Annotated in this window: 22 protein-coding genes and 1 riboswitch; of the genes, 2 read left to right on the top strand and 20 right to left on the bottom strand. The window is 63.2% G+C overall.

Annotation, left to right across the window (positions count from 1 at the left end):
* Positions 1-149 precede the first annotated feature (149 nt).
* Positions 150-2612 carry a tetratricopeptide repeat protein gene (locus JNB89_RS29735; RefSeq protein ID WP_220364592.1) on the top strand — a complete coding sequence of 821 codons (2463 nt, stop codon included), beginning with the start codon at positions 150-152 and terminating at the stop codon, positions 2610-2612.
* A 44-nt stretch (positions 2613-2656) separates the two neighbouring features.
* Positions 2657-3802, top strand: coding sequence for a DegT/DnrJ/EryC1/StrS family aminotransferase (locus JNB89_RS29730; RefSeq protein WP_220364591.1), 1146 nt, complete (start codon positions 2657-2659; stop codon positions 3800-3802).
* A 144-nt stretch (positions 3803-3946) separates the two neighbouring features.
* Here JNB89_RS29730 and JNB89_RS29725 read toward each other — a convergent pair whose 3' ends face one another.
* The 20 genes from JNB89_RS29725 to JNB89_RS29630 form a co-directional block, all read right to left on the bottom strand.
* Complete coding sequence (locus JNB89_RS29725; protein ID WP_220364590.1) at positions 3947-4675, bottom strand: acetyltransferase; 729 nt, start codon at positions 4673-4675, stop codon at positions 3947-3949.
* 80 nt (positions 4676-4755) lie between these two features.
* The gene (locus tag JNB89_RS29720) at positions 4756-5736 is read right to left on the bottom strand and encodes a transketolase family protein (RefSeq protein ID WP_013340883.1); all 981 of its coding nucleotides are present in this window, start codon (positions 5734-5736) and stop codon (positions 4756-4758) included.
* Positions 5737-5753: 17 nt separating this feature from the next.
* Entirely contained in the window at positions 5754-6575 is an 822-nt protein-coding gene (locus JNB89_RS29715) for a transketolase (protein ID WP_220364589.1), read from the bottom strand.
* A gap of 17 nt (positions 6576-6592) precedes the next feature.
* Positions 6593-7336, bottom strand: coding sequence for an SDR family NAD(P)-dependent oxidoreductase (locus tag JNB89_RS29710; protein ID WP_220364588.1), 744 nt, complete (start codon positions 7334-7336; stop codon positions 6593-6595).
* 17 nt (positions 7337-7353) lie between these two features.
* Entirely contained in the window at positions 7354-7770 is a 417-nt protein-coding gene (locus JNB89_RS29705) for a hypothetical protein (RefSeq protein ID WP_223216894.1), read from the bottom strand.
* Positions 7771-7772: 2 nt separating this feature from the next.
* Entirely contained in the window at positions 7773-9377 is a 1605-nt protein-coding gene (locus tag JNB89_RS29700) for a GMC family oxidoreductase (RefSeq protein ID WP_220364586.1), read from the bottom strand.
* Entirely contained in the window at positions 9374-9847 is a 474-nt protein-coding gene (fabZ, locus tag JNB89_RS29695; protein ID WP_013340888.1) for a 3-hydroxyacyl-ACP dehydratase FabZ, read from the bottom strand. Before fabZ ends, JNB89_RS29700 begins: the two co-directional genes overlap by 4 nt.
* A gap of 23 nt (positions 9848-9870) precedes the next feature.
* The gene (locus JNB89_RS29690; protein WP_220364585.1) at positions 9871-11088 is read right to left on the bottom strand and encodes an acyl-CoA reductase; all 1218 of its coding nucleotides are present in this window, start codon (positions 11086-11088) and stop codon (positions 9871-9873) included.
* A complete protein-coding gene (locus JNB89_RS29685) occupies positions 11069-12151 on the bottom strand; it encodes an acyl-protein synthetase (RefSeq protein WP_220364584.1) in 1083 nt (360 codons plus the stop codon). The genes JNB89_RS29690 and JNB89_RS29685 overlap by 20 nt, the downstream gene beginning before the upstream one ends.
* Positions 12130-13551 (bottom strand): AMP-binding protein, encoded by a 1422-nt coding sequence (locus JNB89_RS29680; RefSeq protein WP_220364583.1) that lies wholly within the window; start codon positions 13549-13551, stop codon positions 12130-12132. The genes JNB89_RS29685 and JNB89_RS29680 overlap by 22 nt, the downstream gene beginning before the upstream one ends.
* Positions 13548-13787, bottom strand: coding sequence for an acyl carrier protein (locus JNB89_RS29675; RefSeq protein ID WP_013340892.1), 240 nt, complete (start codon positions 13785-13787; stop codon positions 13548-13550). The genes JNB89_RS29680 and JNB89_RS29675 overlap by 4 nt, the downstream gene beginning before the upstream one ends.
* A gap of 13 nt (positions 13788-13800) precedes the next feature.
* Positions 13801-14445: an acetyltransferase gene (locus JNB89_RS29670; RefSeq protein ID WP_220364595.1), complete on the bottom strand. Its 645-nt coding sequence runs from the start codon at positions 14443-14445 to the stop codon at positions 13801-13803.
* Positions 14446-14737: 292 nt separating this feature from the next.
* Entirely contained in the window at positions 14738-15748 is a 1011-nt protein-coding gene (locus JNB89_RS29665) for a sodium:calcium antiporter (protein WP_220364582.1), read from the bottom strand.
* 92 nt (positions 15749-15840) lie between these two features.
* A riboswitch (yybP-ykoY riboswitch) is annotated at positions 15841-16018 on the bottom strand.
* Between the two features lie 98 nt (positions 16019-16116).
* The gene (locus JNB89_RS29660; RefSeq protein WP_220364581.1) at positions 16117-17058 is read right to left on the bottom strand and encodes a copper resistance D family protein; all 942 of its coding nucleotides are present in this window, start codon (positions 17056-17058) and stop codon (positions 16117-16119) included.
* Positions 17059-17433: a copper resistance CopC family protein gene (locus tag JNB89_RS29655; protein WP_220364580.1), complete on the bottom strand. Its 375-nt coding sequence runs from the start codon at positions 17431-17433 to the stop codon at positions 17059-17061.
* An 89-nt stretch (positions 17434-17522) separates the two neighbouring features.
* A complete protein-coding gene (locus JNB89_RS29650; RefSeq protein WP_220364579.1) occupies positions 17523-17870 on the bottom strand; it encodes a copper-binding protein in 348 nt (115 codons plus the stop codon).
* 64 nt (positions 17871-17934) lie between these two features.
* Positions 17935-19236: a copper oxidase gene (locus tag JNB89_RS29645; RefSeq protein WP_220364578.1), complete on the bottom strand. Its 1302-nt coding sequence runs from the start codon at positions 19234-19236 to the stop codon at positions 17935-17937.
* On the bottom strand, positions 19233-20768 hold the full coding sequence (locus tag JNB89_RS29640) for a TolC family protein (RefSeq protein WP_220364577.1): 1536 nt from the start codon (positions 20766-20768) through the stop codon (positions 19233-19235). The genes JNB89_RS29645 and JNB89_RS29640 overlap by 4 nt, the downstream gene beginning before the upstream one ends.
* A complete protein-coding gene (locus JNB89_RS29635; RefSeq protein ID WP_220364576.1) occupies positions 20765-21058 on the bottom strand; it encodes a hypothetical protein in 294 nt (97 codons plus the stop codon). The genes JNB89_RS29640 and JNB89_RS29635 overlap by 4 nt, the downstream gene beginning before the upstream one ends.
* 87 nt (positions 21059-21145) lie before the next feature.
* Entirely contained in the window at positions 21146-21550 is a 405-nt protein-coding gene (locus JNB89_RS29630) for a hypothetical protein (RefSeq protein WP_220364575.1), read from the bottom strand.
* Positions 21551-21577: the final 27 nt, after the last annotated feature.

Raw genomic sequence — 21577 nt, 5'->3', positions numbered from 1 at the left:
CTCGCCCGCCTCGCGCGGGCGCTTCTTTTTGTGCCGCCCGGCTGTCTGCGTAATCAGGTGAATTGGTGGTCATTTTGGCGTCACTTCCACCCTTCAGGCCGCGAATTCCGACTTGATAATCCAACGTACAGCTTCCTCGTGCGAGCATCATGTCCATCCAATTCGACTTCTCGGCTCCCCAGCCTCTTTCCCCTGAACAGCAGCGCGCTCAGGACATCGCTCTCGTCATGCAGAGCGCCATCGAGCAATACCACAAGGGTGAAATCGACGACGCGCGCGCGCTCTTCGAAGCCATCATCGAGGCGGTGCCGCAGCATCCGGATGCGAACTACAACCTCGGCGTGATCAAGGTCCAGACCGACCTCCCCGCCGAGGCGGTACCGCACTTCGAAGTCGCGCTCGGCATCCGGCCGCAGAACGGTCAATACTGGGTCGCGTATATCAACGCGCTGTTCCAGAGCGATCAGGTGGCAGCCGGCTGGCTGGCGGTCGAAATGGCGCAGCAGCAGGGCGTCAACGGTCCCGCGCTCAACGGCCTGATCACGCAGCTCGCCTATCCAGACCGCAAGCTCGAAACCACGCCGAACGCAAGCCCGACGGACAACATCAAGCTGATCGTCAGCGAAACGTCGGACGACACGCCCCAACCGGAGGCCGCGGCACAGCCGGCCGACCAGCAGCAGCAACAGCAGCAGCCGGCGGCGCCCGTACCGCTGAAGACGACCAAGCACCGTCAGGCCGACAAAGGCGAGCTGCACAAGCACAACATGCTGGTGCACAAGGGCCAGCTCGCGGAGTCGGTGGCGGTCGCGCGCAAGCTCGTTGCCCGCTATCCGAAAGACAGCGAATGCTGGCGCGCGCTCTCCATTTCGTTGCACAAGAACAGCCAGTTCCGCGAGGTCATTCCGGCCGCGCGCAAGGCGATCGAGCTCGATCCGAACGACGTGATCTGCCGCCTGCTGCTCTCGGACACGCTGCGCCACACCGGCGCATTGGCCGAAGCCGAAACCCAGGCGCGCGAGCTGCTCGCCATCGTCCCCGAGCACGCGGAGGCGCACCGTATTCTCGGCGTCACGCTGATTGCGCTCGGCAAGCGTGCAGAAGCCATTGCATCGTGCCAGCGCGCCGCCGACCTCGCGCCGCGCTCGGCAGCCGTGCATAGCTCGCTCGGCACCCTGTATCTCGGCATCGGCGCGATGGATCTGGCGGAAAAAGCATTGCGCCTTTCGCTGGAGCTCGAACCGACCAACAGCAACGCGCGCAGCAACCTGCTGTTCTGCCTGACGCACAACAGCACAATCGACAAAGCGGCGCTCTTCAAGGAGCACTGCGTGTTCGGCGAGATTCACGACGTGCCCGCGGCCGGCAGCCGCCGCTACCCGAACAAGCGCAATCCGGACCGCAAGCTGCGCATCGGCTTTGTTTCCGGCGACTTCTGCAATCACGCGGTCGCGTATTACTTCCTGCCGATCGTGCAGCATCTGTACCGCGATCCTAGCCTGACGCTGCACTTCTATTACACGTTCGGCCTGCAGGATCACATGACCGCCCAATTGCGCGAGTGCGCGCACGTATGGAACGCGGTCGCCGACATGAGCGACGCCGCGCTGGTCAAGAAAATCCGCGACGACAACATCGACATCGTGGTCGATCTGTCGGGGCACACCGCGCATACGCGAATCGTCGCGCTGGCTCAGAAGCCGGCGCCGGTGCAGGCATCGTGGATCGGTTATCCGGGCACCACCGGCATGGCGGCCTTCGACTACTACATCGCCGACCGCTTCGTCGCGCCTATCGACGAGTTCACCGAGCAGTTCACCGAAAAGCTGGCCCTGCTGCCTTCGTCGACCGCCTACATGCCGCCGCCGAATTGCCCGCCGGTCAACGGTCTGCCCGCCTTGCACAAGGGCTACATCACGTATGGCAGCTTTAACCGGCTGAACAAGCTGAGCACCGAAGTGATCGCGCTGTGGAGCACGATTCTGCGTGCGCAGCCGACCTCGCGAATGGTGATCGGCGCTATCGGCAGCAAGCTCGACGAAGAGACGTATCTCGAGTGGTTCAGAAACGAGGGCATCGACACGTCGCGGCTCACGTTCTGCCCGCGCACGACCTTGCCGGTGTACATGCAACAGCATCACCACGTGGACCTGTGCCTCGATACGTTCCCGTACGTCGGCTCGACCACGACCCTCAACGCGCTGTGGATGGGCGTGCCGACGGTAACCATGCCCGGCACCTCCATGCCGAGCCGCTGCGGCGCCGGCTGGCTCGAACAGGTCGGCCTGCATGACTTCGTCGCCCGCGACAAGGACGAGTTCGTGAAAAAGAGTATCGAGCTCACGCGCGATCTGGACGCACTGAGCGCGTTGCGCATCGGCATGCGCGAACGGTGCCTGGGCTCCGTGCCGTTCCATCCGGAGAAAGTGGCGGGCGGTTTGTCGATTGCGCTGCGCACGATGTGGCAGCGCTGGTGCGCGGACGAAACGCCGACTCCATTCGAAGCGACCCTGCCCGCGGACTGGTGCCCGCCGCCCGCGCCCGAAGCAAAGCCCGCAGCAAAGGCCACCGCCGAAGCTGAAACCAGGGCCGAAGTCAAAACAGCGGCCTGACCGATTCGTGCGGGCATTGTCCTCAATAAAGCGAAGACACGATTATGAATGCGAGCCTACCGGCGCAAGCGCTCTCGGCGCTGACCCAGGAAACGATCTACGTTACGCAGCCGCACCTGCCGCCGCTTGACGACTTCATCCCGTATCTGCGGGAAATCTGGGACCGTAAGATCCTGACCAATGGCGGGCCGTTCCACCAGCGCCTCGAAAAGGCGCTCGAGGAATACCTCGGCGTCGATCACCTCGCGCTGCTTTCCAACGGCACGCTGGCGCTCGTCACCGCATTGCAGGCGCTGCGCATTACAGGTGAAGTGATCACGACGCCGTACTCGTTCGTCGCGACCGGGCACTCGCTCTTGTGGAACGGCATCAAGCCGGTATTCGTCGACGTCGATCCGGTCACGCTCAACATGGACCCCGCGAAGATCGAAGCCGCGATCACGCCGCAGACCACCGCAATCCTGCCGGTGCATTGCTACGGTTATCCGTGCGACATCGACGCGATTCAGAAGATCGCCGACAACTACAACCTGAAGGTGATCTACGACGCCGCGCACGCATTTGCCGTGAAGACCGGCGGCAGAAGCGTGCTGCGTGACGGCGATCTCTCGGTGCTGAGTTTCCATGCAACGAAAGTGTTCAACACGTTCGAAGGCGGCGCGATCATCTGTCCGGACGCGAAAACCAAGCAGCGCGTCGACCACCTGAAGAACTTCGGCATCGTCGACGAAACGACGGTGGTGGCGCCGGGCATCAACGGCAAGATGAGCGAGATCAACGCGGCGTTCGGCCTGCTGCAACTCGAACATATCGACGAAGCGCTTGCGCGCCGCCGCGAGATTTCCGCGCGCTATTGCGCGCTGCTCGCCGACGTGAAAGGCATTCACTGCCTGCCCGCGTGCGAGGACAACGTCTCGAATCACGCGTACTTTCCGGTGCTCGTCGGCGACGATTACCCGCTTAGCCGCGACGCGCTGTACGAGCGGTTCCGCGAACACAACGTGATCGTGCGGCGCTACTTCTATCCGTTGATTTCCGACTTCCCGATGTACCGCGGCCTGCCGACTGCGCATCGCGCAAATCTGCCGATTGCTTCGGACGCCGCGCAACGCGTGCTGTGCCTGCCGATCTTCCCGAATCTCACCGACGCGCAGATGGACCGGATTCTCGACATCATCACGTCCTGCTGATGAAACCTGGCGCGCGCATGGCAGTACGAGCCGGCGCGCGCCGAACCGGATTTAGTGCGGTGCAGCGCACTTCGCTGCTGCGGCAATAAACCTGCGATAAACCTCGAATAATCCTGCGACAAACCGAAAAACCGGCCGCTAGCCTTACGCAGCGGCCGTGCTCGTTTTCTGCAGCGCGTTGTTCTTCGCGAGCTGAAGCTCGGCGAGCACTTCGAGCGCCCGGCCTTCGTCCTTCGTGAGGTCCGCGACAAATGCGCCGTTGTTGGCCCTGATCCAGTCTAGCGGCATGTCCCACCACGCGAGTTCCAGCAGGCGCTCGCGCACCTTCTCTGGAAAGCGGAAACGCACCAGCCGTGCCGGAGAGCCGACGTAGATGCCGTATGGCTCGCTGCGGAAGTTCGGCGGCACAACGGTGCGCGCGCCGATCACACAGCCGTTTTCAATCACGCTGCCGCCCAGAAACATAGCTTCGTCGCCGATCCACACGTCGTTGTGGACCACCGTGTCGCCATATTGCGGCATCACGCAGTTGCTGAGGCCGTTGCCGTAAATCGAGAACATCGTCATAGAGATGCTTCTCGTCTCGTGCTGGCCGTTCAGCAGGAACTTGAGCCGTAGTCCGCCGGCCACGTTCTTGCCGATCACGAGCTTTTGCGCGTCGCCGTCGTATTTGACGATCGAGCCGACGCCGAGCCCCGAGCATCGGCCAATATGGAACGAGCCTACCGTCGCTTCCTCGTCGAGCCAGGTGCGAAAGCAGTTGCGCGGGATCGTCGAGAAAGCGCCGTCACGATAGCCGATTACGACGAAATGCTTCGAGAGAGGGTGATTGGGCAGAATGCCAATGCTGTCGTCCGAAGTCACAACGTTCATAGTGTTCTGGTGTATCCGTCTGGTTGAACTGCTCAGAGTACCAATGCGAAAAACCCGGCATGCGCCGGGTCGGGTCATGCTCAGGCGTCGCCGGCCGCCGCGAACTCAGCAATTCGCTGCGCTATTTTCGCGCCGACAAGGCCGGTTTTCTCCAGCATGTAGCGATACTCGCCGGCCTTTTCGAAGCGGTCGGGCAGGCCGAGAATCAGTTGCGGCGGCGCCGATCGTTTCGCTGCCTTGTATTCCGCCACCGCGCTGCCAAGGCCGCCGATCACCGAATGTTCCTCCACCGTGACGAGCATTTTCGACGTCGCCATCGCGGCGTCGATAGCCTGGGTGTCGAGCGGCTTCAGCGTATGCATGTTGATCACGCCGACCGACATGCCCTGTGCTTCCAAAAGCTTCGCCGCTTCGAGCGATTCATGCACCATGGTGCCGTTCGCGATGATCGTCACGTCCGAGCCCTCGCGCAGCGTGATCGCGCGGCCAATCTGGAAGTCGTAGTCTTCGGTATAAACGGGCGGATTGTTCACCGCGCCCGTCAGGCGGATGTACATGGGCCCCTTGAACTCCGCGGCCGCCTGCACCGTCTTGATGATCTCGGCGCAATCGGCGGGGCACACTACCGTCATGTTCGGAATCGAGCGCATTACGGCGGCGTCTTCAATGCCGTAATGCGAGTTGCCGAGAAACGCCATCGACACGCCGCTGCCGATCGCCACGGCCTTCACGTTCATCTCCATGTAGCCGAGATTCATGCGGATCTGCTCGGCAGCGCGCATCGAAATAAACGGCGCGAACGACGTGGCGAACACGTTGTAGCCTTCCTTCGCGAGGCCCGCGGCCACGCCCACCAGGTTCTGCTCGGCAATGCCGATATTCAGGAACTTCTCCGGATAGGCCTTCTTGAAGCGGTCCAGACCCGACGAGTTGCCGAGGTCCGCGGACATCAGCATCAGATCGTCGTGCGTTTCGCCAATCGACAAAGCCGCGAGACCGAACACGCCGCGCGAGCCGAGCCGCGACCACTGACGTGCATTGCTTGCATTGATTTCCAGCATTTTGATCGCGTCTCCGTTCAGTCCGCCATGACGCTCAACTCGGCGAGCGCGAGGTCGTAATTCGTCTTCGTCAGCCGGTTATGGTGCCATTCGTTGTTATTTTCCATGAAGGAGATGCCCTTGCCCTTCACCGTGTGCGCGACCAGCACACGCGGCCGGCCCTCCACCTTGGGCGCCTCGAATGCGGCGACCAGTTGCGCGATGTCGTGGCCGTCCACTTCATGCACGTCCCAGCGGAAGCTGCGGAATTTCTCGGCCAGGTCGCCGAGATCGACAATCTGATTCGCTTCGCCGTCGCTTTGCAGCTTGTTGTAGTCGACCATTGCGACCAGGTTGTCGAGGCGCAATTGCGCGGCGGACATGATCGCTTCCCACACCGAGCCTTCGTTGCATTCGCCGTCGCCAAGCAGCACGTACGTGTTGAACGCCTTCTGCTTTTTCTTCGCCGCGAGCGCGATGCCGATCGCCATTGAAAGGCCCTGCCCGAGGCTACCGTTCGACGACTCGATGCCAAGGTCCATGTTCATGACCGGATGAGCAATCAGGTGGCTGTCGTTGGTCTGAAACGTGTTGAACACTTCATCGTCGATAATGTCCGCCGCGCGCAGCGCCGAGAAATAGCCCAGCACGCCGTGGCCCTTGCTCAGAATGAAGCGGTCCCGTTCGGGCCAGCGCGGATTGCCGCGGTCGTAGCGCAACTGCCGCGCATACAGCGTGGCCATGATTTCCACCATCGACAAGCCGCCGCCAAGATGCGCGCTCAGATTGCAGTGGTGGCTCACCTCGAGAATTTTCTGGCGCATCAGCAAAGCCATGCGCTCGATGTCGGAGTAGTTCATCGTGTCGGGTCCTGAATTCAAACCATGCCGCCGTCCACGCGCATGATCTGTCCGGTGACGACGGTGGACAGATCGGAGGCGAGGAAGAGCGCCATGTTGGCAACGTCCTGGGGTTCGACCGCGCGCTTCATCGCAGAAGAAGCGATCAGCTTGTCACGCGCGGCTTCGGTCATCTGGTCGTACATATCGGTGCGCGTCACGCCCGGCGCAATCGCGTTCACGCGAATGCCCGAGGCGCCGAGCTCGGTCGCCATGCTTTCGGTCGCGCGCGCGAATGCGGCCTTGCTCGAGCCGTAGGCGAGCGTGCCCGGATCGGCGACCATCGCGGCAGTGGAAGCGATATTGATGATGGAACCGGCCTTGTGGCGGACCATCGCGCGTGCCAGTCCCTGCGTGAGCAGGATCTGGCTGAAAAAGTTGATTTCGAAGAGGCGGCGCAATTCCGCCATCGACGTCATCTGGAAGATCGCGCCGCTTGCCACGCCCGCGTTGTTCACCAACACGTCGATGCGCGGCGCGAGGCTCGCGATCTGGCGGATCGCGGCTTTCACCGAGGCTTCATCTGCGAGGTCGAGGCTCACCGCGTGCGCCGTCACGCCATGCTGTCGTGCGAGCGACGCGAGCCATTGCTGCTTCTCGTCGCTGACCTCGCGCATGCAGGCGATCAGGTTCGCGCCGTGGGCCGCGAAGGTTTCGGCAATCGCCCGGCCGATGCCCCGATTGGCGCCGGTAATGACTGCGAGCTTGTCTTTTAGCAGCATCGGAAATTCCTGCCTGTTCATTCGATATCGCGCCAGATCTGGCCGCGCAGGTAGACGGGCTCGAGCAAGTCCCAGTCGTCGGCGGCAATCTGGTTGCCTGCGGGAAACGGCGGCACCGCGCCGGCGGACAATTGGCCCAGCACGCGGCGCTCGGTGTAATAGGCGCGCATGACATGCGTGACAAAAGCCGAGAAAAGTCGCACGTCGGCCAGCTTGCAAGCGTTGATTGCAGCAAGCCGCTCTGTTGCGTCGAGCGTGTCGAACGGCTGGCCGAACTTTTCTTGTGCGACGTTCGCCAGCATGCGCAGAAATGCGTCTACCTGGTCCGTCACGCGATGGCGCAGTTGATACCCCTCGAAATCCAGCGTGGAAGCGCACGGCATGCCGAGCGCGGCGTCGCCTGGAAGCATTGTGTCGAGAACGAGTTCGATCATGCTCATGCCACCAGTGTGTCGAGGTTGCGTTGCAGATGATCGCAGGCCATCAGCGTCAAAGCCTGAGCTGTCGCAACCGGGTTCACTGCGCCAGCGGTCACAAAAATGCTGCTGTCGACAATGAAGAGGTTCTTCACCGCATGCGCCTGGCCGTACTTGTTCACCACCGATGTGGCGGCGTTCTCGCCCATGCGCGCCGTGCCCATCAAATGCCAGCCGGTGTGCTTCACCGGCGCAAACGAAGCCGTTACTTTCGCGCCGGCGGCGGCGAACACCTGTTTGCTCATTTCAATGCCGTGCTTGAGCATGCGGCTCGTATTGTCGCCGAGCTTGTAGAACACCTTCACGCCCGGCATGCCGCTCGAATCGCAATGCTCCGGGTCGAGTTCGACGCGGTTTTCCGGCTCGGGCAAATCTTCCGTGATTACCGCAATGCCTGCCGTGCGATTGAAAAGCCGGTTGAACTTCGCGTGGTGCTCCGCGCCGAGCGGCACCTGACGCATGAAGTAACCCGACACCGCGGTTTCAACGGGCGGTGCGCCGCGCAACACCTGCATCGTGTAGCCGCGCACGAAGTCGCGCTCCGCCGCTGTCTCATAGAACTGCTGACTGAGAATGCAGCAGCCATGCGGGCCGATGCTCGATTGCACGTCGTGGTCGAACACCGCTTCTGTATAAGCGAGCGGATGTAGCATCAGATTGCGGCCCACGAGGCCATTATCGTTGAGCAGACCATCGGGAAACGCGCTCGACTTCGAGTTGAGCAGCAGCCGCGGCGTGCCGACACCGCTGCACGCAACCACGACCACGCGCGCGTCGAGCCGCTGCTCGACGCCTTGCGCATCCATGTAAAGCACGCCGTCTGCGTTGCCGCGCGCATCGAGCGTGATTTCACGCACACGGCATTCCGTCCTCACCTCGACGCCCTGTTGCCGCGCAACCGGCCAGTACGTGACATCCACGCTGCCCTTTGCGCCTTGCGTGCAGCCGGTATTGCACGGGCCGAGATTGACGCATGCGCCGCGATTGCCATGCCGGTGCGTGTTGATCGCGCTGTACGACGGCCACCAGTGCCAGCCGAGTTCGTTGAACGCGCCCGCCATGGTTCGTCCCATCGGGCCAAGCGGAATGGGCGGCAACAGCGATTCATAGTCCGGATTCGCAGGGTCGCCGACCAGGCCGGCCACGCCCATCATCCGTTCGTTTTCGGTGAAGAACGGCTTGAGTTCTTCATAGCTCAGCGGCCAGTCGTCGCCCACGCCGTCGAGCGAGCGGGTACGGAAGTCCGACGGATGAAAGCGCGGAAAGTGCGCCGAGTACAGAATAGTGCTGCCGCCAAAGCCATTGAAGTTGGCGATGGAAATGGGCGACGCCGAATCGTCGATCGGATAGTCGGCGGCGTTGCGGCGCACAGACGGGTTCGAGCTATACGCGCCTGAGCGGCTCAATTCCCAGTCCACCGACGCCGACGGGTAGTCGGACGGCCTCGTGACCGAGCCCTGCTCGAGGCACACAATGCGCAACGAGCGATCGCGGCTCAGGCTCCAGGCCGCGGCGGCGCCGCTCGCTCCCGAGCCGATAATCACAATGTCCGCCACTTCTTTCATACCGGCGACTTCTTCTTCGGCAGATACTGTTCGAGAATTTCCGGAATCGTGATCAGCATATCCGCTTCGCACGCAATCTCACCGTCGACTCTCGCCACGCCGCGTCCCTTGCAGATGCCGCGATTCCACGACAGCACTTCCGTGTCGATCTCGAACTTCTTGCCCGGCAGAACTTCCTTGCGATAGCGCACGGTGTGCTGCAACGCGTGCGTTACCTTGCCCTTCAAACCAGGCAGCGTGGTGATGGCAACGGTCAGCATCTGCGCGAGCGCTTCGAGTTGCAGCGCGCCCGGCATGTTGGGGCCGCCCGGAAAATGAACCGGAAAATACCATTCGTTCAGGGTAAGGTTCTTGTATCCGCGCGCGTACTTGCCGGGCATCACTTCGTCGACATGGTCGATCATCAGGAAGGGATAACGATTCGGCTGATAGTCCTGCAACTCGATGCAGTTGAGACTGAACTTGTCCATCTGTTCCTCTGGTGTCCGGTGCGTCATTGAATGTCCACGATGCGCGAGAGCGTCGCGACCACGTCGTAGCCATCCCATACGATATTCATATCCAGCGCGCGTCCGATCGGCACCACGCGGTCGATGCCGCGCAGCCGCCGCGACACGACGAAATCCTGCAACCGCGCCTTGTCGACGCCGAAGTAGGTCAGTGTCTGGTAGCGCTCATTGACGATAGGCGCGAGTTCGTCGAGCGAGGCGAGCGTGGCCTCGTGAATGGTGCCGAAGTAGCCGCGGCATTCGTCCTGATGTTCCGCAAGCGCCGACAACTCGACGCGATACAGCAGATTGGCATGCTGACGGATGGCGACCACCTGGTCGTTGTCGAACGCATGACGGCACGCCTGCACGTACTTGTCCATCACGTTCACCGGCTCCGGCGTGTAGCGCTGTGCCACGTGCCTGACGAACGCGGGCCACAGGCGTTCTTTCGCAGCGTCGACGTCCTTTTGCTCGCCGATCCATGCGACCAGTTGCGGCGAAGAGCAGGCGGCCTGGTCCATCAGATACAGATCGTTGAACAGTTGATGACACAACGCGCGCAGCGCTTCGTCATCGAGCGAGAGGATTGCTTGCGGTTCCATCACGCACAGCGAATAACGATCCGAGAAGGCAACTTCGCGCGAACGCGGCCGGTTGGGCAGCGCGCGCATGTGCTCGACCGTCTTATCGCCGCCCCACACGAGCCGCGCATCGGCAACCGAAAGCCAGAAGCGGTTGAGCGCGTCGTCGCGCTCGAAGCGGGTGAGCACAATGCTATCGGCGAGTGCGGCGTGACGCGCGTCGTTCATCAGTTCGGCGATCGCTTCGACGAGTACCTCGGCCGTGGCCGACGCACGCGAAGGCAAGCGCAACACACAGGTATTGCCCGACAACAGCCCGAACGCAAGCGAGAACGCGAAGTTGACCGGCACGTTCGAAGGACAGACATGAAACGACAGGCCAAGCCCCATGCGCACTTCGCTGCGAGCGTTGAATTTTGCTGCCAACTGAGTGAGATTCGCGCGCCGGCACCAGTATGCAAAGCTGACCACGTCGGGCAGCGAGCGCGTTTCGGCGCGAGCGAGCAATGCGCGCGACAGGTCCGCGAGAAACTCCACGCGTTCCGCGTCGAATACCGGCGCGGGCGCGTTCGAGATGCCGTCGCGGTTGCCCGCCAGAATCTCGGTCTTGGCGAGTATGTCAGCGGGAATACGTATCACTGCAACCTCTCGTCTCGGCGTTCTGAATCCGGCCATGCACCTTGAAGTAGGTGCCGCGGCGGCCGCATGCGCAATCGTCGACGCCGACAATCTCGCCTAGATCTTCGCTCAGCAGCGAATGTCCCGGATAGCTGTGCGGAATCACCGACAGCAACTGGATGAGCCCCGCTTTTCCGGGCGGCAGCGCGCTGAAGTCGAGCGGGTCGCGAACGATGACCTCAGACCACGACGACGCATGCAGGTGACCGTGCTCGCATTCGACGAAAATCGATCCGGTCTGCTCGACCATGCCGTAGTAGTTGTGAACGCGGCCAACGCCCGCGACGTTGCGCAGGCGGCGTTTGAATTCGTCTGCGCTCACCGCTTGCGACTGCAACTGCTTCCAGCCACCGCCATGAATCAGAATGCCCTGCTCCAGCGGCAACGTTTCGCCGCTCGCCTCCAGCGCCTGAACCAGATGCTGCCACACAATGAAGGTGAAGCCGAACAGCAGCACCGGCTGGTCCCGGTGCTTGTCGAGAAAGCGCCGCGTGGCTTCCAGATTGAGCGACATGTCGTCGTTCAACGCGTATTCCACGTCGCGCCCGAAGATCGAAAAGCCGAGAATGCCCGCAGTACGCGCGGAAAACCGATAGCGGTCGGCCACCGTCGCGCGGCAGTCGATTACGAGCATGGGCAGGCGCTTTGGTCCGATGAAGTCGCCCACGATGCGCGACAGCACTTTCACCTGAAGCGCCGCGGTCTGTTTGTCGAGAAAGATCTGCGACACGCTCTGGCCGCTCGTGCCCGACGAGGTCATGGTCTTCACGACCTCGCTCCTAGGCACGCTCAGCAACTGCTCATGCTTGAAGAGCCGCACCGGCAAAAACGGCAGATCGGCGAGCGCGGCGGCTTCACGCTTTGCGCCGAGCTTGTCGACGATAGCGCGGTACTGCGGGCAGCCGTCGTAATGCAGACCCGAGAGGCGCTGCAGTTCGTCGAGCAGCGCGGGCTCCTTGTCCGCCTTCGCGAGCGCGAACACCGGCCATTGCGGCACGTCGCTCAGGACAATTGGGTCAGACATTGATAGTCCACCTTTCCTGTGGGTAGGCGCGGCAGTTCCGGCAGGCGGCTGACGGCGACAACAGACGGATGCAAACCGAGCGACTTCGCCATGGCGTTTCTGAAGTCTTCGGCGACGAGCGCGGGGCTGTCCACTACATGAATGACCAGTTGCTCGTCCGTGCCCTTGGCGGCACACGAGAAGCCCTTGTCAGCGGCGACCTGCTCGACCGCGTCGAGCGAGATGCGCAGGCCGAGGATCTTCAGAAAACGATGACGGCGTCCTTCGATGAAGAAGCAACCATCTTCGTCCACGCGCGCCAGATCGCCCGTGCGCAGCGTGCCGCCGTTCTGATCGCCCAGCGCGAGGTCGGCCGCCTGTTGCGCGTAGCCCATCGACACATTGCCTCCCGCATAGACGAGTTCGCCCACTTCGCCAGGCTGCGCGATCGTGCGGCCGTCGTCGCTCTCGAGCCACAGGCGCCCGCCCGGAATCGCGCGGCCAATGCTGCCCGCCTTGTGCGCGATTTCCTCCGGCTTCAGATAGGCGATGCGCGCGGTCGCTTCCGTTTGACCATACATCGAAAAGAACTGGATGCCCTTTTCGCGGCAGATGTCGCCGACCTGGCGCAGCTTCGCCGGGTCCATGCGGCCGCCTGCCTGGGTGAGCGTGCGCACCGACGGCATGTTGATCCGCGCAAGGCGCAGCTTGAGCAGAATATCGTAGCTGTACGGCACGCCCGCGAAGCTCGTCGCCTGATGCTCATTGAGCTGGCGCCAGAACACGGCGTCCATCAGCGAGCGGTCCGACAGCACGAGCGAGGCGCCCGCGAGCAGATGGCTGTTGATGACCGACAGACCGTACGAGTAGTTAAACGGCAACGAAGTGATTGCACGCTCGTTTTCGTCGATGCCCAGATACTCGACAATCGACGCCGCATTCGCGCGCAGATTGGCCGCGCTCAAGCGGACCAGCTTCGGCGAGCCGGTCGAGCCGGAGGTGGTCATGAGCAACGCGAGATCGGGGTGAAGCTCGACGCGCGGCGCCTCGGCCCGGCGATACAAACCGTACGCGCCTTCTTCGTGGACCAGCGTGCCGTGTGCTTGCGCCTGACCTTGCTCGCCGCCATTCGCAGCAAACACGTACGCCGGATCGTAGGTGGCGATCAGGCGATCGAGTTGCGTCTGATCGAGCCCGTTGCTCAGCAGGAGAGGCACCGTGCCGCGCGCGAGCGACGCGAGATAGCACAGCACGGTCGGCAGATCGTTGCCGCCGACGAGAAAAAGCAGTTGCCGTTCAGGCAACACGGCCGCCAGCCGGTCAATGGCCTGATGCAGTCCGGCATACGTGAGCGTAACGCCGCTCTCCGTGACGAGCGCTGCACGTTCAGGATATTGCCGGCTAACGAACCCGGATTTCATAGCTCTACGCCGTACTTTTTCAGTTTGTCCACGCCGATGGTGTATGAGCCGAATTCGATGATGTCGTCGGTCTCCATCATGATGCCGAAGGTGTCTTCGAGCGCAGCGATCATGCCCATGTGGCCGACCGAATCCCACGCCGGCACGCACTGATAGACGAACGCCTCGTTGAGCGCGTCGCGCGGAACGGCGAAGCAATCCATGAACACCTGATCGTATTTATCTCTGTTCGTCATTTATTTACCAATCTCACTTGAAGACCTTGCGGTCGGTATTAGGACGGGCAACGCGCGCGGGGTTGCCCAGGGCGATCACGTCGTCGGGAATGTCGGAGTACACGACCGAGCCCATGCCGACGATGGAATTGGAGCCGATGCGCACGCCTTCCTTGATCAGCGCACCCATGCCGAGGTAGCTGTTCGCGCCGATCACGCATGCACCGCCGATGTTGACCATCGACGAGACAACGGTGTTTTCGCCCACCTGCACGTCGTGGCCGACAATCGACATGGTGTTCACGCAGGCGTTGCGGCCGAGCCGGGCGTCGCTCGAAATCGAGCACAGCGGCGTGACGACGAGCCCCTCGGCGAGCGACACGGTGTCCGCCACGAGCGAGCTGACGTCGAGCACCTGGCCGAGCCGGGCGCCGGCCGCGCGCAGCTTGTTGCCGAGCTTTTCACGGCCTGCGGGTTCGCCGACGGCAATCACGAACTCGGCTTCGTCGAGCTGCCCAGCGACTTCGGCGTCGTCGAAACGCAGTACCTGGGTGCCGTAGAACGTGCGTTCGGCGCGGATGTCGTCGACAAAGCAGATCTGGTCCCAGCGCCGGGTCGCCGCGTTCTGGCGGCGGGCAACGTCCATCACTTCCTTACCGAAGCCGCCGGAGCCGTACACGAAAAGTCTCAGAGTCACGATATCTATCACTCGAACATGAAGCCGGCCTCGCTCGGCCCGTCTGGGCCGTGCCGCGCTTGTAGCCCTTGTGCCCGCGGTGGCGGCGGATGCCGCGAGCCGCACAGTCCAGACAACCGGGCACCGAGGCCAATGGAACATGGTCGAAATTATGCCGCCCGTCCCCCGCGGGCGATTCCGGGAGTTAGCACGGGAAAAGCCTTTAAATCGGGGTATTGCAAGGGGGGCGGCAAGCGGCGCGCCCTAAGCGAGGCGGGCCGGCAAGCGCCGCGCCCTAGCGCGTCAGCGTGATCGCCAGATAGGCCGCATACAGCGCGCCGCAGACCAGCAGCGCCCACACTGGCGCGCCGCGCTGGCGCGCGTTGAGCCGCAGCCAGGCGGCAGCGACGAGCGTGATGACGATGCCGGTCAGGACCTCGATGCGGGGCGTCCACGGCGTCAGCAGAATGCCGATGGCCGGCAGCAAGGTGCCCTGAAACACCATGGCGCCGGTGATGTTGCCGAACGCCAGCGTGTCCTTGCCGCGGCGGATCCACAGGATGCTGTTGACCTTCTCGGGCAACTCGGTGGCAATTGGAATGATCAGCAGCGACAACAGCAGCGGCGACACGCCAAAGGCCGCGGACACGCCGCGCACGCCGTGGATAAAGCCCTCCGCGCCCCACACCAGCAAGCCCACCGCGAGCAGCAACTGGACGGCGATGGTGGCGAGGTTGGTCGGCACGCCAAGGCGGGCGAGCATCATGGTGCCCGGCGCCTCGGTGCCGTGGCCCGCATCGACGAGATCGTTCGACGCGCGAAACGTCGCGACCACATACGCAACGTATACGCCGACGAGCGCGACGCTAAAGAGCGCCCGCACGATGCGCTGCTCGTGCGGCACATACATGGCCGCCGCAGCCAGCAGGAACGCGAACAGGAAATAGTTGAGGTCGCGCGTGAAGCCCGAGCGTTCCGGCACGACGCGCCCGGCCAGGCCGCGCGAGCGCAGCACCGCGAGCGTCATCAGGAAGGTGGACAGTGTGGACAGCATCAGCGGCGCGCCGAGAATCGCGCCAACGCCAATTTCCTCATTGACGGCGTGATCGGCCGAGCCGCCGACAATCGCGATCAGCGGCACCAGCGTCTCCGGCAACGCCGTGCCGACCGCCGCGAACAGCGAGCCGGTCACGCCTTCCGATATTTTGAGGCGCTCGCCCAGGTGTTCCAACGCATTGGTGAAAAGCTCGGCCGCCACGAGAATGACGGCCAGCATGACGGCCAGTTCGAAGATGAGACCGGTCATGCGCGGCTCCGTGCATCGACGCAAAACGCGCGGCGCGGCAGTTGGCGCAGAGAAGATCTGGAGAGGGGACGAATTGGTTTCACAGCGGCTCCGCGGTCGGACGTAGGACGAACCATGACGCACCGCTACCCGTCCGACCAGAACGAAGCGGTGCGCCAATGGTCTCGCCAAACCGACCGGTCGAACGCGCCATGACCCGCAGGCCAAGTATGTTGACGCGCTCTCCTTCATGCGATGCGTGAAGGAAGGCTACTCCCCAGTGACCGGGGGATTCTAGCGGGAGTGCGCGCGGGCGACAAGCTGGCGCGGGCGCAGCGCGGCAGCGGCGCTCCTTCGGGCAAGTCTGGCGTGCAGGACCGGGCTGCGCGTCATGTCGTCCCCGGCAAAGGGCTGGAGACGAGAACGGCGGCCGCGACCAGCACGCCTGCCAGCACCACGGACTCGACCCGCAGGACAGCGGCAAAGCGTTTCAACGGACGAGCCGCGGCTTCTGGCTCGGCGTCGGTCAACGCGGCAAGCAATTGCGGCATTTCGATGAAGCGGTTATGCCCTCCGAGCACAGCGGCCACCGCCACGAGCGCGAGCTTGAGCAGCAGCACCTGACCGTACTCAGAGGTGATGAGGCTGCCTGGCGTGCCCACGGCGCGCCATCCACTGTATGCGCCGGTAACAAACAGCATGACGAGTGCAAGGGTGGCGGCGTCGGAGAGCGACCGGACGAACGCTGCATTGTTGTCCCGGTCGGGGCCGGGCGCGTTGAACATGCGGGGCAGCACCACGTATGTCGTGACCAGAACGAGTCCCACCCATATGCTGATTGCCAGCAGGTGCATCCAGTCGACCCACACCGGCAGACTCAGCAGGCCGGCGTCCACGGGATGACCTGTGTGGCTGCGCGACAATGCCACGCCCGCAAGCGCAAGCCCGATGGCCGCTTTGAAACGGATCGGCGAAGCAGACTGCGCGAGCGACAGCATCATTACGATCAGCATGAAGCCCGCGCCTGCCAGCGAGGCGCGGCCAAAGCCGGTTGTCTTCAGCATCGAAAGGACGGCGGGCCCTGCGTCCGCCAGAGTCGATTCGCTCATCAGCGCGCAGTGAATCCAGAACGCCATGCCACTGAAAAGAAGCGTAGCCAACGCGCCGATCCGCACGGTGAGAAGCAGATGCAAACTGACTCTCTTCTGCCATCGCGAAGTGCTGCGCGCCAGCCACGCGTCACATAGCAAGGCGCCCACCACAGCCGTGAAGCTGATGTTCTGCAGCGCGACGAACGTGAGCCGCAAAACGCTGAGGAGACCGTCGTTCATTCACTTCACCGCAAACGTGTAGGTGCCCTTGGTCTTGTGAGCGTCCGGCGTCATGACGGCCCATTGCACCGTGTAGGAGCCGGAAGCGAGCTTCGGCACGGCGAGGCTCAGTACGCGTGGGTTCGACGCGTCGACGGTCGCCTTTTCTCTGGTGGCCGGCGTGCCGGATGCATCGACCAGCTTGATGGTGCTGAACGAAGATTCCAGGCTCTCGTTGAACGTGAGGCGCAGCGACGGCGGCGACGTCTCGACTGTGCTGCCGGGAGCAGGCGTTGCGCTCTCGAGCTTACCGTGCGCCAGCGCGAGCGCCGGTAAAAACACGAAAGCGGCGCTTGGCACTGCACGAACCAGGAGCTTGTGCATATTGATGTTCATGACTGTTGTTTCCGTAGATTGATGCGGCGCGCGCGGTGTGTTCAGCGGCCGGCGCGCGAGTGCATCCTTGTTGCATCCTGATTGCGCTTTCATTGCTTCTGCAGCTTCACCACGGTGAGCGCGCCGCCGACCTCTTCCGCGATGAAGTCAATCTTGTCGCCGGCTTTGACCTGCGTGAGCATCGCCGGGTCCTTGACCTTGAACACCATCGTCATGGCTTCCATGTCGAGATTGACGAGCGGTCCATGCTTGATGGTCAGCTTGCCAGCGGCCGTGTCCACCTTCTTCACTTCGCCATGCGACATGGCGTCCGCCGTGGCCGCGCCCGACTGCGCGCCGGCTGCGGTATTCGTGTCGGGCGTGTCGTTAGCCGCATAGGCGGCTGCTGAGAAGACCACGGCACCACCCACTACGAGCGAAACAATTGCCTTTTTCATCACACTTTCTCCGATTGTTGAAGTAACAGATTGCGGCCGGTGTCGAGTCCGGCCTTGCACGACATCAGCCATCCGACAGTTCACCCGTGTACTCGTATGCAACGGTGCCCTTCGGATGCCTGAACCAGCCTGGATCGCGGTAATCGTTGCGGCCGAGGCCCTCACGCACCTTGACGACGGTGAACATGCCGCCCATTTCCAGCGCGCCGAATGGGCCGGTGCCCGTCATCATCGGCAGCGTGTTGTCCGGTAGCGGCATTTCCATTTCGCCCATCGAGCCGCCTGTGCTGCCCATTGCCATGTAGTCCGGCACGAGCTTGTTGATGCGCCTCGCGAGGTCCTTCTGCGGCACGCCGATCAGGTTCGGGACCTGGTGCCCCATCGCGTTCATCGTGTGATGCGACTTGTGACAGTGAAATGCCCAGTCGCCCGGCCGGTTTGCGGTGAACTCGATGGCGCGCATCTGACCCACTGCGACGTCGGCGGTTACTTCCGGCCAGCGCGCGGCAGGCGGTATCCAGCCGCCGTCGGTGCCTGCCACCTCGAAGCTGTAGCCATGCAGATGGATCGGGTGATTGGTCATGGTCAGATTGCCGAAGCGGATGCGGACACGGTCGCCCGCGCGCACCGGCAACGGGTCGATGCCCGGAAACACGCGTGCATTCCACGTCCACATGTTGAAGTCGGTCATTTCGTTGACGCGCGGCGTGAAGCTGCCCGGATCGATGTCGTAGGCCGACATCAGGAATACAAAGTCACGGTCCACGGGCATGACGCCGCGGTCCTTCGGGTGCACGATGAAGGTGCCCATCATGCCCATCGCCATCTGCACCATCTCGTCGGCGTGCGGGTGATACATGAAGGTGCCGTGCTTCTCGAGCTGGAACTCATAAACGAAGGTCTTGCCCGGCGGAATGTGAGGTTGCGTGAGGCCGCCCACGCCGTCCATACCGGATGGCACCAGCATGCCGTGCCAGTGAACCGTGGTGTGTTCAGGCAGCTTGTTGGTGACGAAGATGCGGACCTTGTCACCTTCCACCGCTTCGATGGTGGGCCCAGGGGTCTGGCCGTTGTAGCCCCACAGATTCGCCTTCATGCCGGGCGCGAGTTCCCGCACCACCGGCTCCGCGATCAGGTGAAATTCCTTCCAGCCGTTCTTCATGCGCCACGGCAGAGTCCAGCCGTTGAGCGTCGCCACGGGCGTGTAGGGGCGGCCGTTAGGCGGGACGAGCGGCGGCTGGGTGGCGGTCTTCTGCATGACGGGCGCCTCTGGCAGCGACGCCGCGCCGGCCTTGCTGACGAGCGCAGCGCCGAGGAGCGCCGCGCCCGATCCGCCGAGAAAGTTTCGACGTGAAACCATGATCATTTACCTTCCGAATCTGACGACGGCGACGGCGACGCCGCCGGTTGGGCCACGGGGACGGGCATACGGGGGTTTTCCACCGGGGCCAATGCTGTAGGTTTGGGAGTCGACGCGGGCGTGGCCGGCGACGGCGTTGCATCGCTGTGCGCTGCGTCCGGTGCCGGCGTCATGGCGAGCGGCGGCAGCCGGCCCCCGAGCGACTGCTGCAGGTCCGTCTCCGCGAGCCAGTAGTCCTTCAGCGCGTCGATGTAGCCGTTGACGGCAGCGACCTGGTCGCGCGAATCCGCAAGCAGTTCGAACACGCTGGCGAGCATGCCGTTGTAGCGCAGCAGCATTTCGTCCGAGATGATCTTGCGTACCGGCACGACTTCGTCGCGGTAATGCTTCGCTACGTCGTAGCTCGTCACATACGCGGAGTACGACTCGCGCACTTCGGAGCGCGCGTCGATCGCCGTCTGTGCCAGCCGGTTTGCCGACTGCATGTAGATGGCCTGCGCGCGCGCAACCTTCGCGCTGCCCCAGTCGAAGAGTGGAATCTCCACGCTGATTTCGTACCCGCGCTCGTGGCCCTTGTCGGTCTCGAAGTTGTTGAGATAGCCGACCTCGAGCGCATTGATGAAGCGCGTCGCCTTGCTGAGTCCGAGCGAGGTGGCAACGCTTTGCGTCTGCAGCCTCGCGGCCTGAATGTCGAGGCGGTTCTGCATCGCAAGGCTTTCGAGGTCATTGAGCTGCGGCCGGTCCTTCGGCAGGTCAGGCAGGCGCTCAGGCAGCGTGTACTGCGTGCCAGAGCCCCACAGGCCCATCATGCGGGTGAGCTTTTCGCGGGCCGCGACGGACTGCTGCAGCGCCCTCGCCAACTGCGCGGCCGACTCCGCGTAAAACGCCTGCTCGCGTGCATGGTCGAGCTTGCTGAAACTCCCAGCCTGACGCATGCGCAACGCGAGTTCGGCCCCGGCCTCCGCGGAATCCTTCACCTGCGCGGCGTAGTTAGCCGCCTGCTGCGCGGCCACGGCGTTCACGTAGGCCTTGCGGGTGTCGGCGGCCACGGCGAGCATCGCGTTGGCCGTCTCGAGCCTGGTCTGTTCGAAGCGCCGGCTCTCGATGCGGGTCGCGAGGGGCAGCGTGAGCACACTTAGCACACCCATCGAAAAAGTCCGGCTGATGCCGAAGCCATCGCTCCAGTGCGTCCTGCTGAACGTAAAGCCCGGATTGGGCAGGCGGCCCGCCTGAACGAGGTCGGCTTCGGATATGCCGAGTTCGCTGTACGACGCCTGGAGTCCCCGGTTGTTGAGCAGCGCGATCTGGACAGCGTCGTCCATGCCGAGGGGCTTCGACAACAGCTCCTGGGTACGGCTGGAAACAGCCTCGCGGTCCGCTTCGGTTTTCACGTAGACGGCCTCTTTGCCAAGCCGCGCGGACGCCATCGTGGAGACGCTGTCGAACCCACCGTCCCTGGAAAAGGTGGTACAGCCGGCGAGCAGCATTACCGCGATGGCGCCGCACGCCATGCGGGTTGGGGCGAGCGAGCGCATCATTGGGACTCGCCCCCGTGCTGGTGGCCCGGCTTGCTGGCGGCGGCCCCGCCTGGCTGTTGACCGTGCGTTGTCCCGGTCGCACCGCGAGCGGGCGCGACCGCGCGGTTCAGCTGTTGCCAGCTCGGTGCTTCGCCGTCCTGCCAGGACTTGTAGCCGTCGAATGCCGATTGCACGGCGACGGCGGGAACCGATGCCGCCGCATCAGTCGGGTCGGAAATCGCAGTGCTCGCGTGCGCGAGCAACGGCAACGCTGCGCCCACGCCCAGGAGCGCCGCAGAAATTGTTCGCATGAATTTTTCTCGTCATCAATCATCCGGCGACCGTGACGGACGCCGGAAAAACTTGCAGGCCGCAGCAAAACGCTGCGCGTGCGCGCTTTAGACGAGAATGAGCCGGGGCGGCCGCTCAATGCCGCCGGTCAGGAACAACACGACACCGGCATCGGGAGGTAGGGGAGCGGAAAACTGGATCAGGTCGGTTGACGCGGAAACGACCGGCACCACCGGCAGCGCTGCGCCGACACAGCATGAGGCACAGGCGAGGCACGCGTGGGGGTGGTGGCCGCTGTCAGGGCCAAGGTCGTGGTGATGTCCTTCGTGGCCGTCAATATCTGCGACGAGTGGATCTTCGTCCGCCGAGCCGGCGAGGTGGACGTGCGAAGCGGCGGGTTCGTCACCTTCTGCTTCGGACGGCGCACACATCATCGAGACGGCAGCGAACGACTGAACCGGAAGGCTCAGTGCAAGCAGCAGGACGAGGATGAGTTTGCGCCAGTAGGACATGGGGCGAAGTCTAGCATGGGGCGGGGT

The sequence above is a fragment of the Paraburkholderia phenoliruptrix genome (genome assembly GCF_019511605.1).
GTDB lineage: Bacteria > Pseudomonadota > Gammaproteobacteria > Burkholderiales > Burkholderiaceae > Paraburkholderia > Paraburkholderia phenoliruptrix_A.
This window is presented reverse-complemented; position numbering and strand designations above follow the sequence as displayed.

Excerpts from the sequence above, each read along its gene's own strand:
- JNB89_RS29735 (WP_220364592.1), top strand. The coding sequence starts at position 150 with ATGTCCATCCAATTCGACTTCTCGGCTCCCCAGCCTCTTTCCCCTGAA.
- JNB89_RS29730 (WP_220364591.1), top strand. The coding sequence starts at position 2,657 with ATGAATGCGAGCCTACCGGCGCAAGCGCTCTCGGCGCTGACCCAGGAA.
- JNB89_RS29725 (WP_220364590.1), bottom strand. The coding sequence starts at position 4,675 with ATGAACGTTGTGACTTCGGACGACAGCATTGGCATTCTGCCCAATCAC.
- JNB89_RS29720 (WP_013340883.1), bottom strand. The coding sequence starts at position 5,736 with ATGCTGGAAATCAATGCAAGCAATGCACGTCAGTGGTCGCGGCTCGGC.
- JNB89_RS29715 (WP_220364589.1), bottom strand. The coding sequence starts at position 6,575 with ATGAACTACTCCGACATCGAGCGCATGGCTTTGCTGATGCGCCAGAAA.
- JNB89_RS29710 (WP_220364588.1), bottom strand. The coding sequence starts at position 7,336 with ATGCTGCTAAAAGACAAGCTCGCAGTCATTACCGGCGCCAATCGGGGC.
- JNB89_RS29705 (WP_223216894.1), bottom strand. The coding sequence starts at position 7,770 with ATGATCGAACTCGTTCTCGACACAATGCTTCCAGGCGACGCCGCGCTC.
- JNB89_RS29700 (WP_220364586.1), bottom strand. The coding sequence starts at position 9,377 with ATGAAAGAAGTGGCGGACATTGTGATTATCGGCTCGGGAGCGAGCGGC.
- fabZ (WP_013340888.1), bottom strand. The coding sequence starts at position 9,847 with ATGGACAAGTTCAGTCTCAACTGCATCGAGTTGCAGGACTATCAGCCG.
- JNB89_RS29685 (WP_220364584.1), bottom strand. The coding sequence starts at position 12,151 with ATGTCTGACCCAATTGTCCTGAGCGACGTGCCGCAATGGCCGGTGTTC.
- JNB89_RS29680 (WP_220364583.1), bottom strand. The coding sequence starts at position 13,551 with ATGAAATCCGGGTTCGTTAGCCGGCAATATCCTGAACGTGCAGCGCTC.
- JNB89_RS29675 (WP_013340892.1), bottom strand. The coding sequence starts at position 13,787 with ATGACGAACAGAGATAAATACGATCAGGTGTTCATGGATTGCTTCGCC.
- JNB89_RS29665 (WP_220364582.1), bottom strand. The coding sequence starts at position 15,748 with ATGACCGGTCTCATCTTCGAACTGGCCGTCATGCTGGCCGTCATTCTC.
- JNB89_RS29660 (WP_220364581.1), bottom strand. The coding sequence starts at position 17,058 with ATGAACGACGGTCTCCTCAGCGTTTTGCGGCTCACGTTCGTCGCGCTG.
- JNB89_RS29655 (WP_220364580.1), bottom strand. The coding sequence starts at position 17,433 with ATGAACATCAATATGCACAAGCTCCTGGTTCGTGCAGTGCCAAGCGCC.
- JNB89_RS29650 (WP_220364579.1), bottom strand. The coding sequence starts at position 17,870 with ATGAAAAAGGCAATTGTTTCGCTCGTAGTGGGTGGTGCCGTGGTCTTC.
- JNB89_RS29645 (WP_220364578.1), bottom strand. The coding sequence starts at position 19,236 with ATGATCATGGTTTCACGTCGAAACTTTCTCGGCGGATCGGGCGCGGCG.
- JNB89_RS29640 (WP_220364577.1), bottom strand. The coding sequence starts at position 20,768 with ATGATGCGCTCGCTCGCCCCAACCCGCATGGCGTGCGGCGCCATCGCG.
- JNB89_RS29635 (WP_220364576.1), bottom strand. The coding sequence starts at position 21,058 with ATGCGAACAATTTCTGCGGCGCTCCTGGGCGTGGGCGCAGCGTTGCCG.
- JNB89_RS29630 (WP_220364575.1), bottom strand. The coding sequence starts at position 21,550 with ATGTCCTACTGGCGCAAACTCATCCTCGTCCTGCTGCTTGCACTGAGC.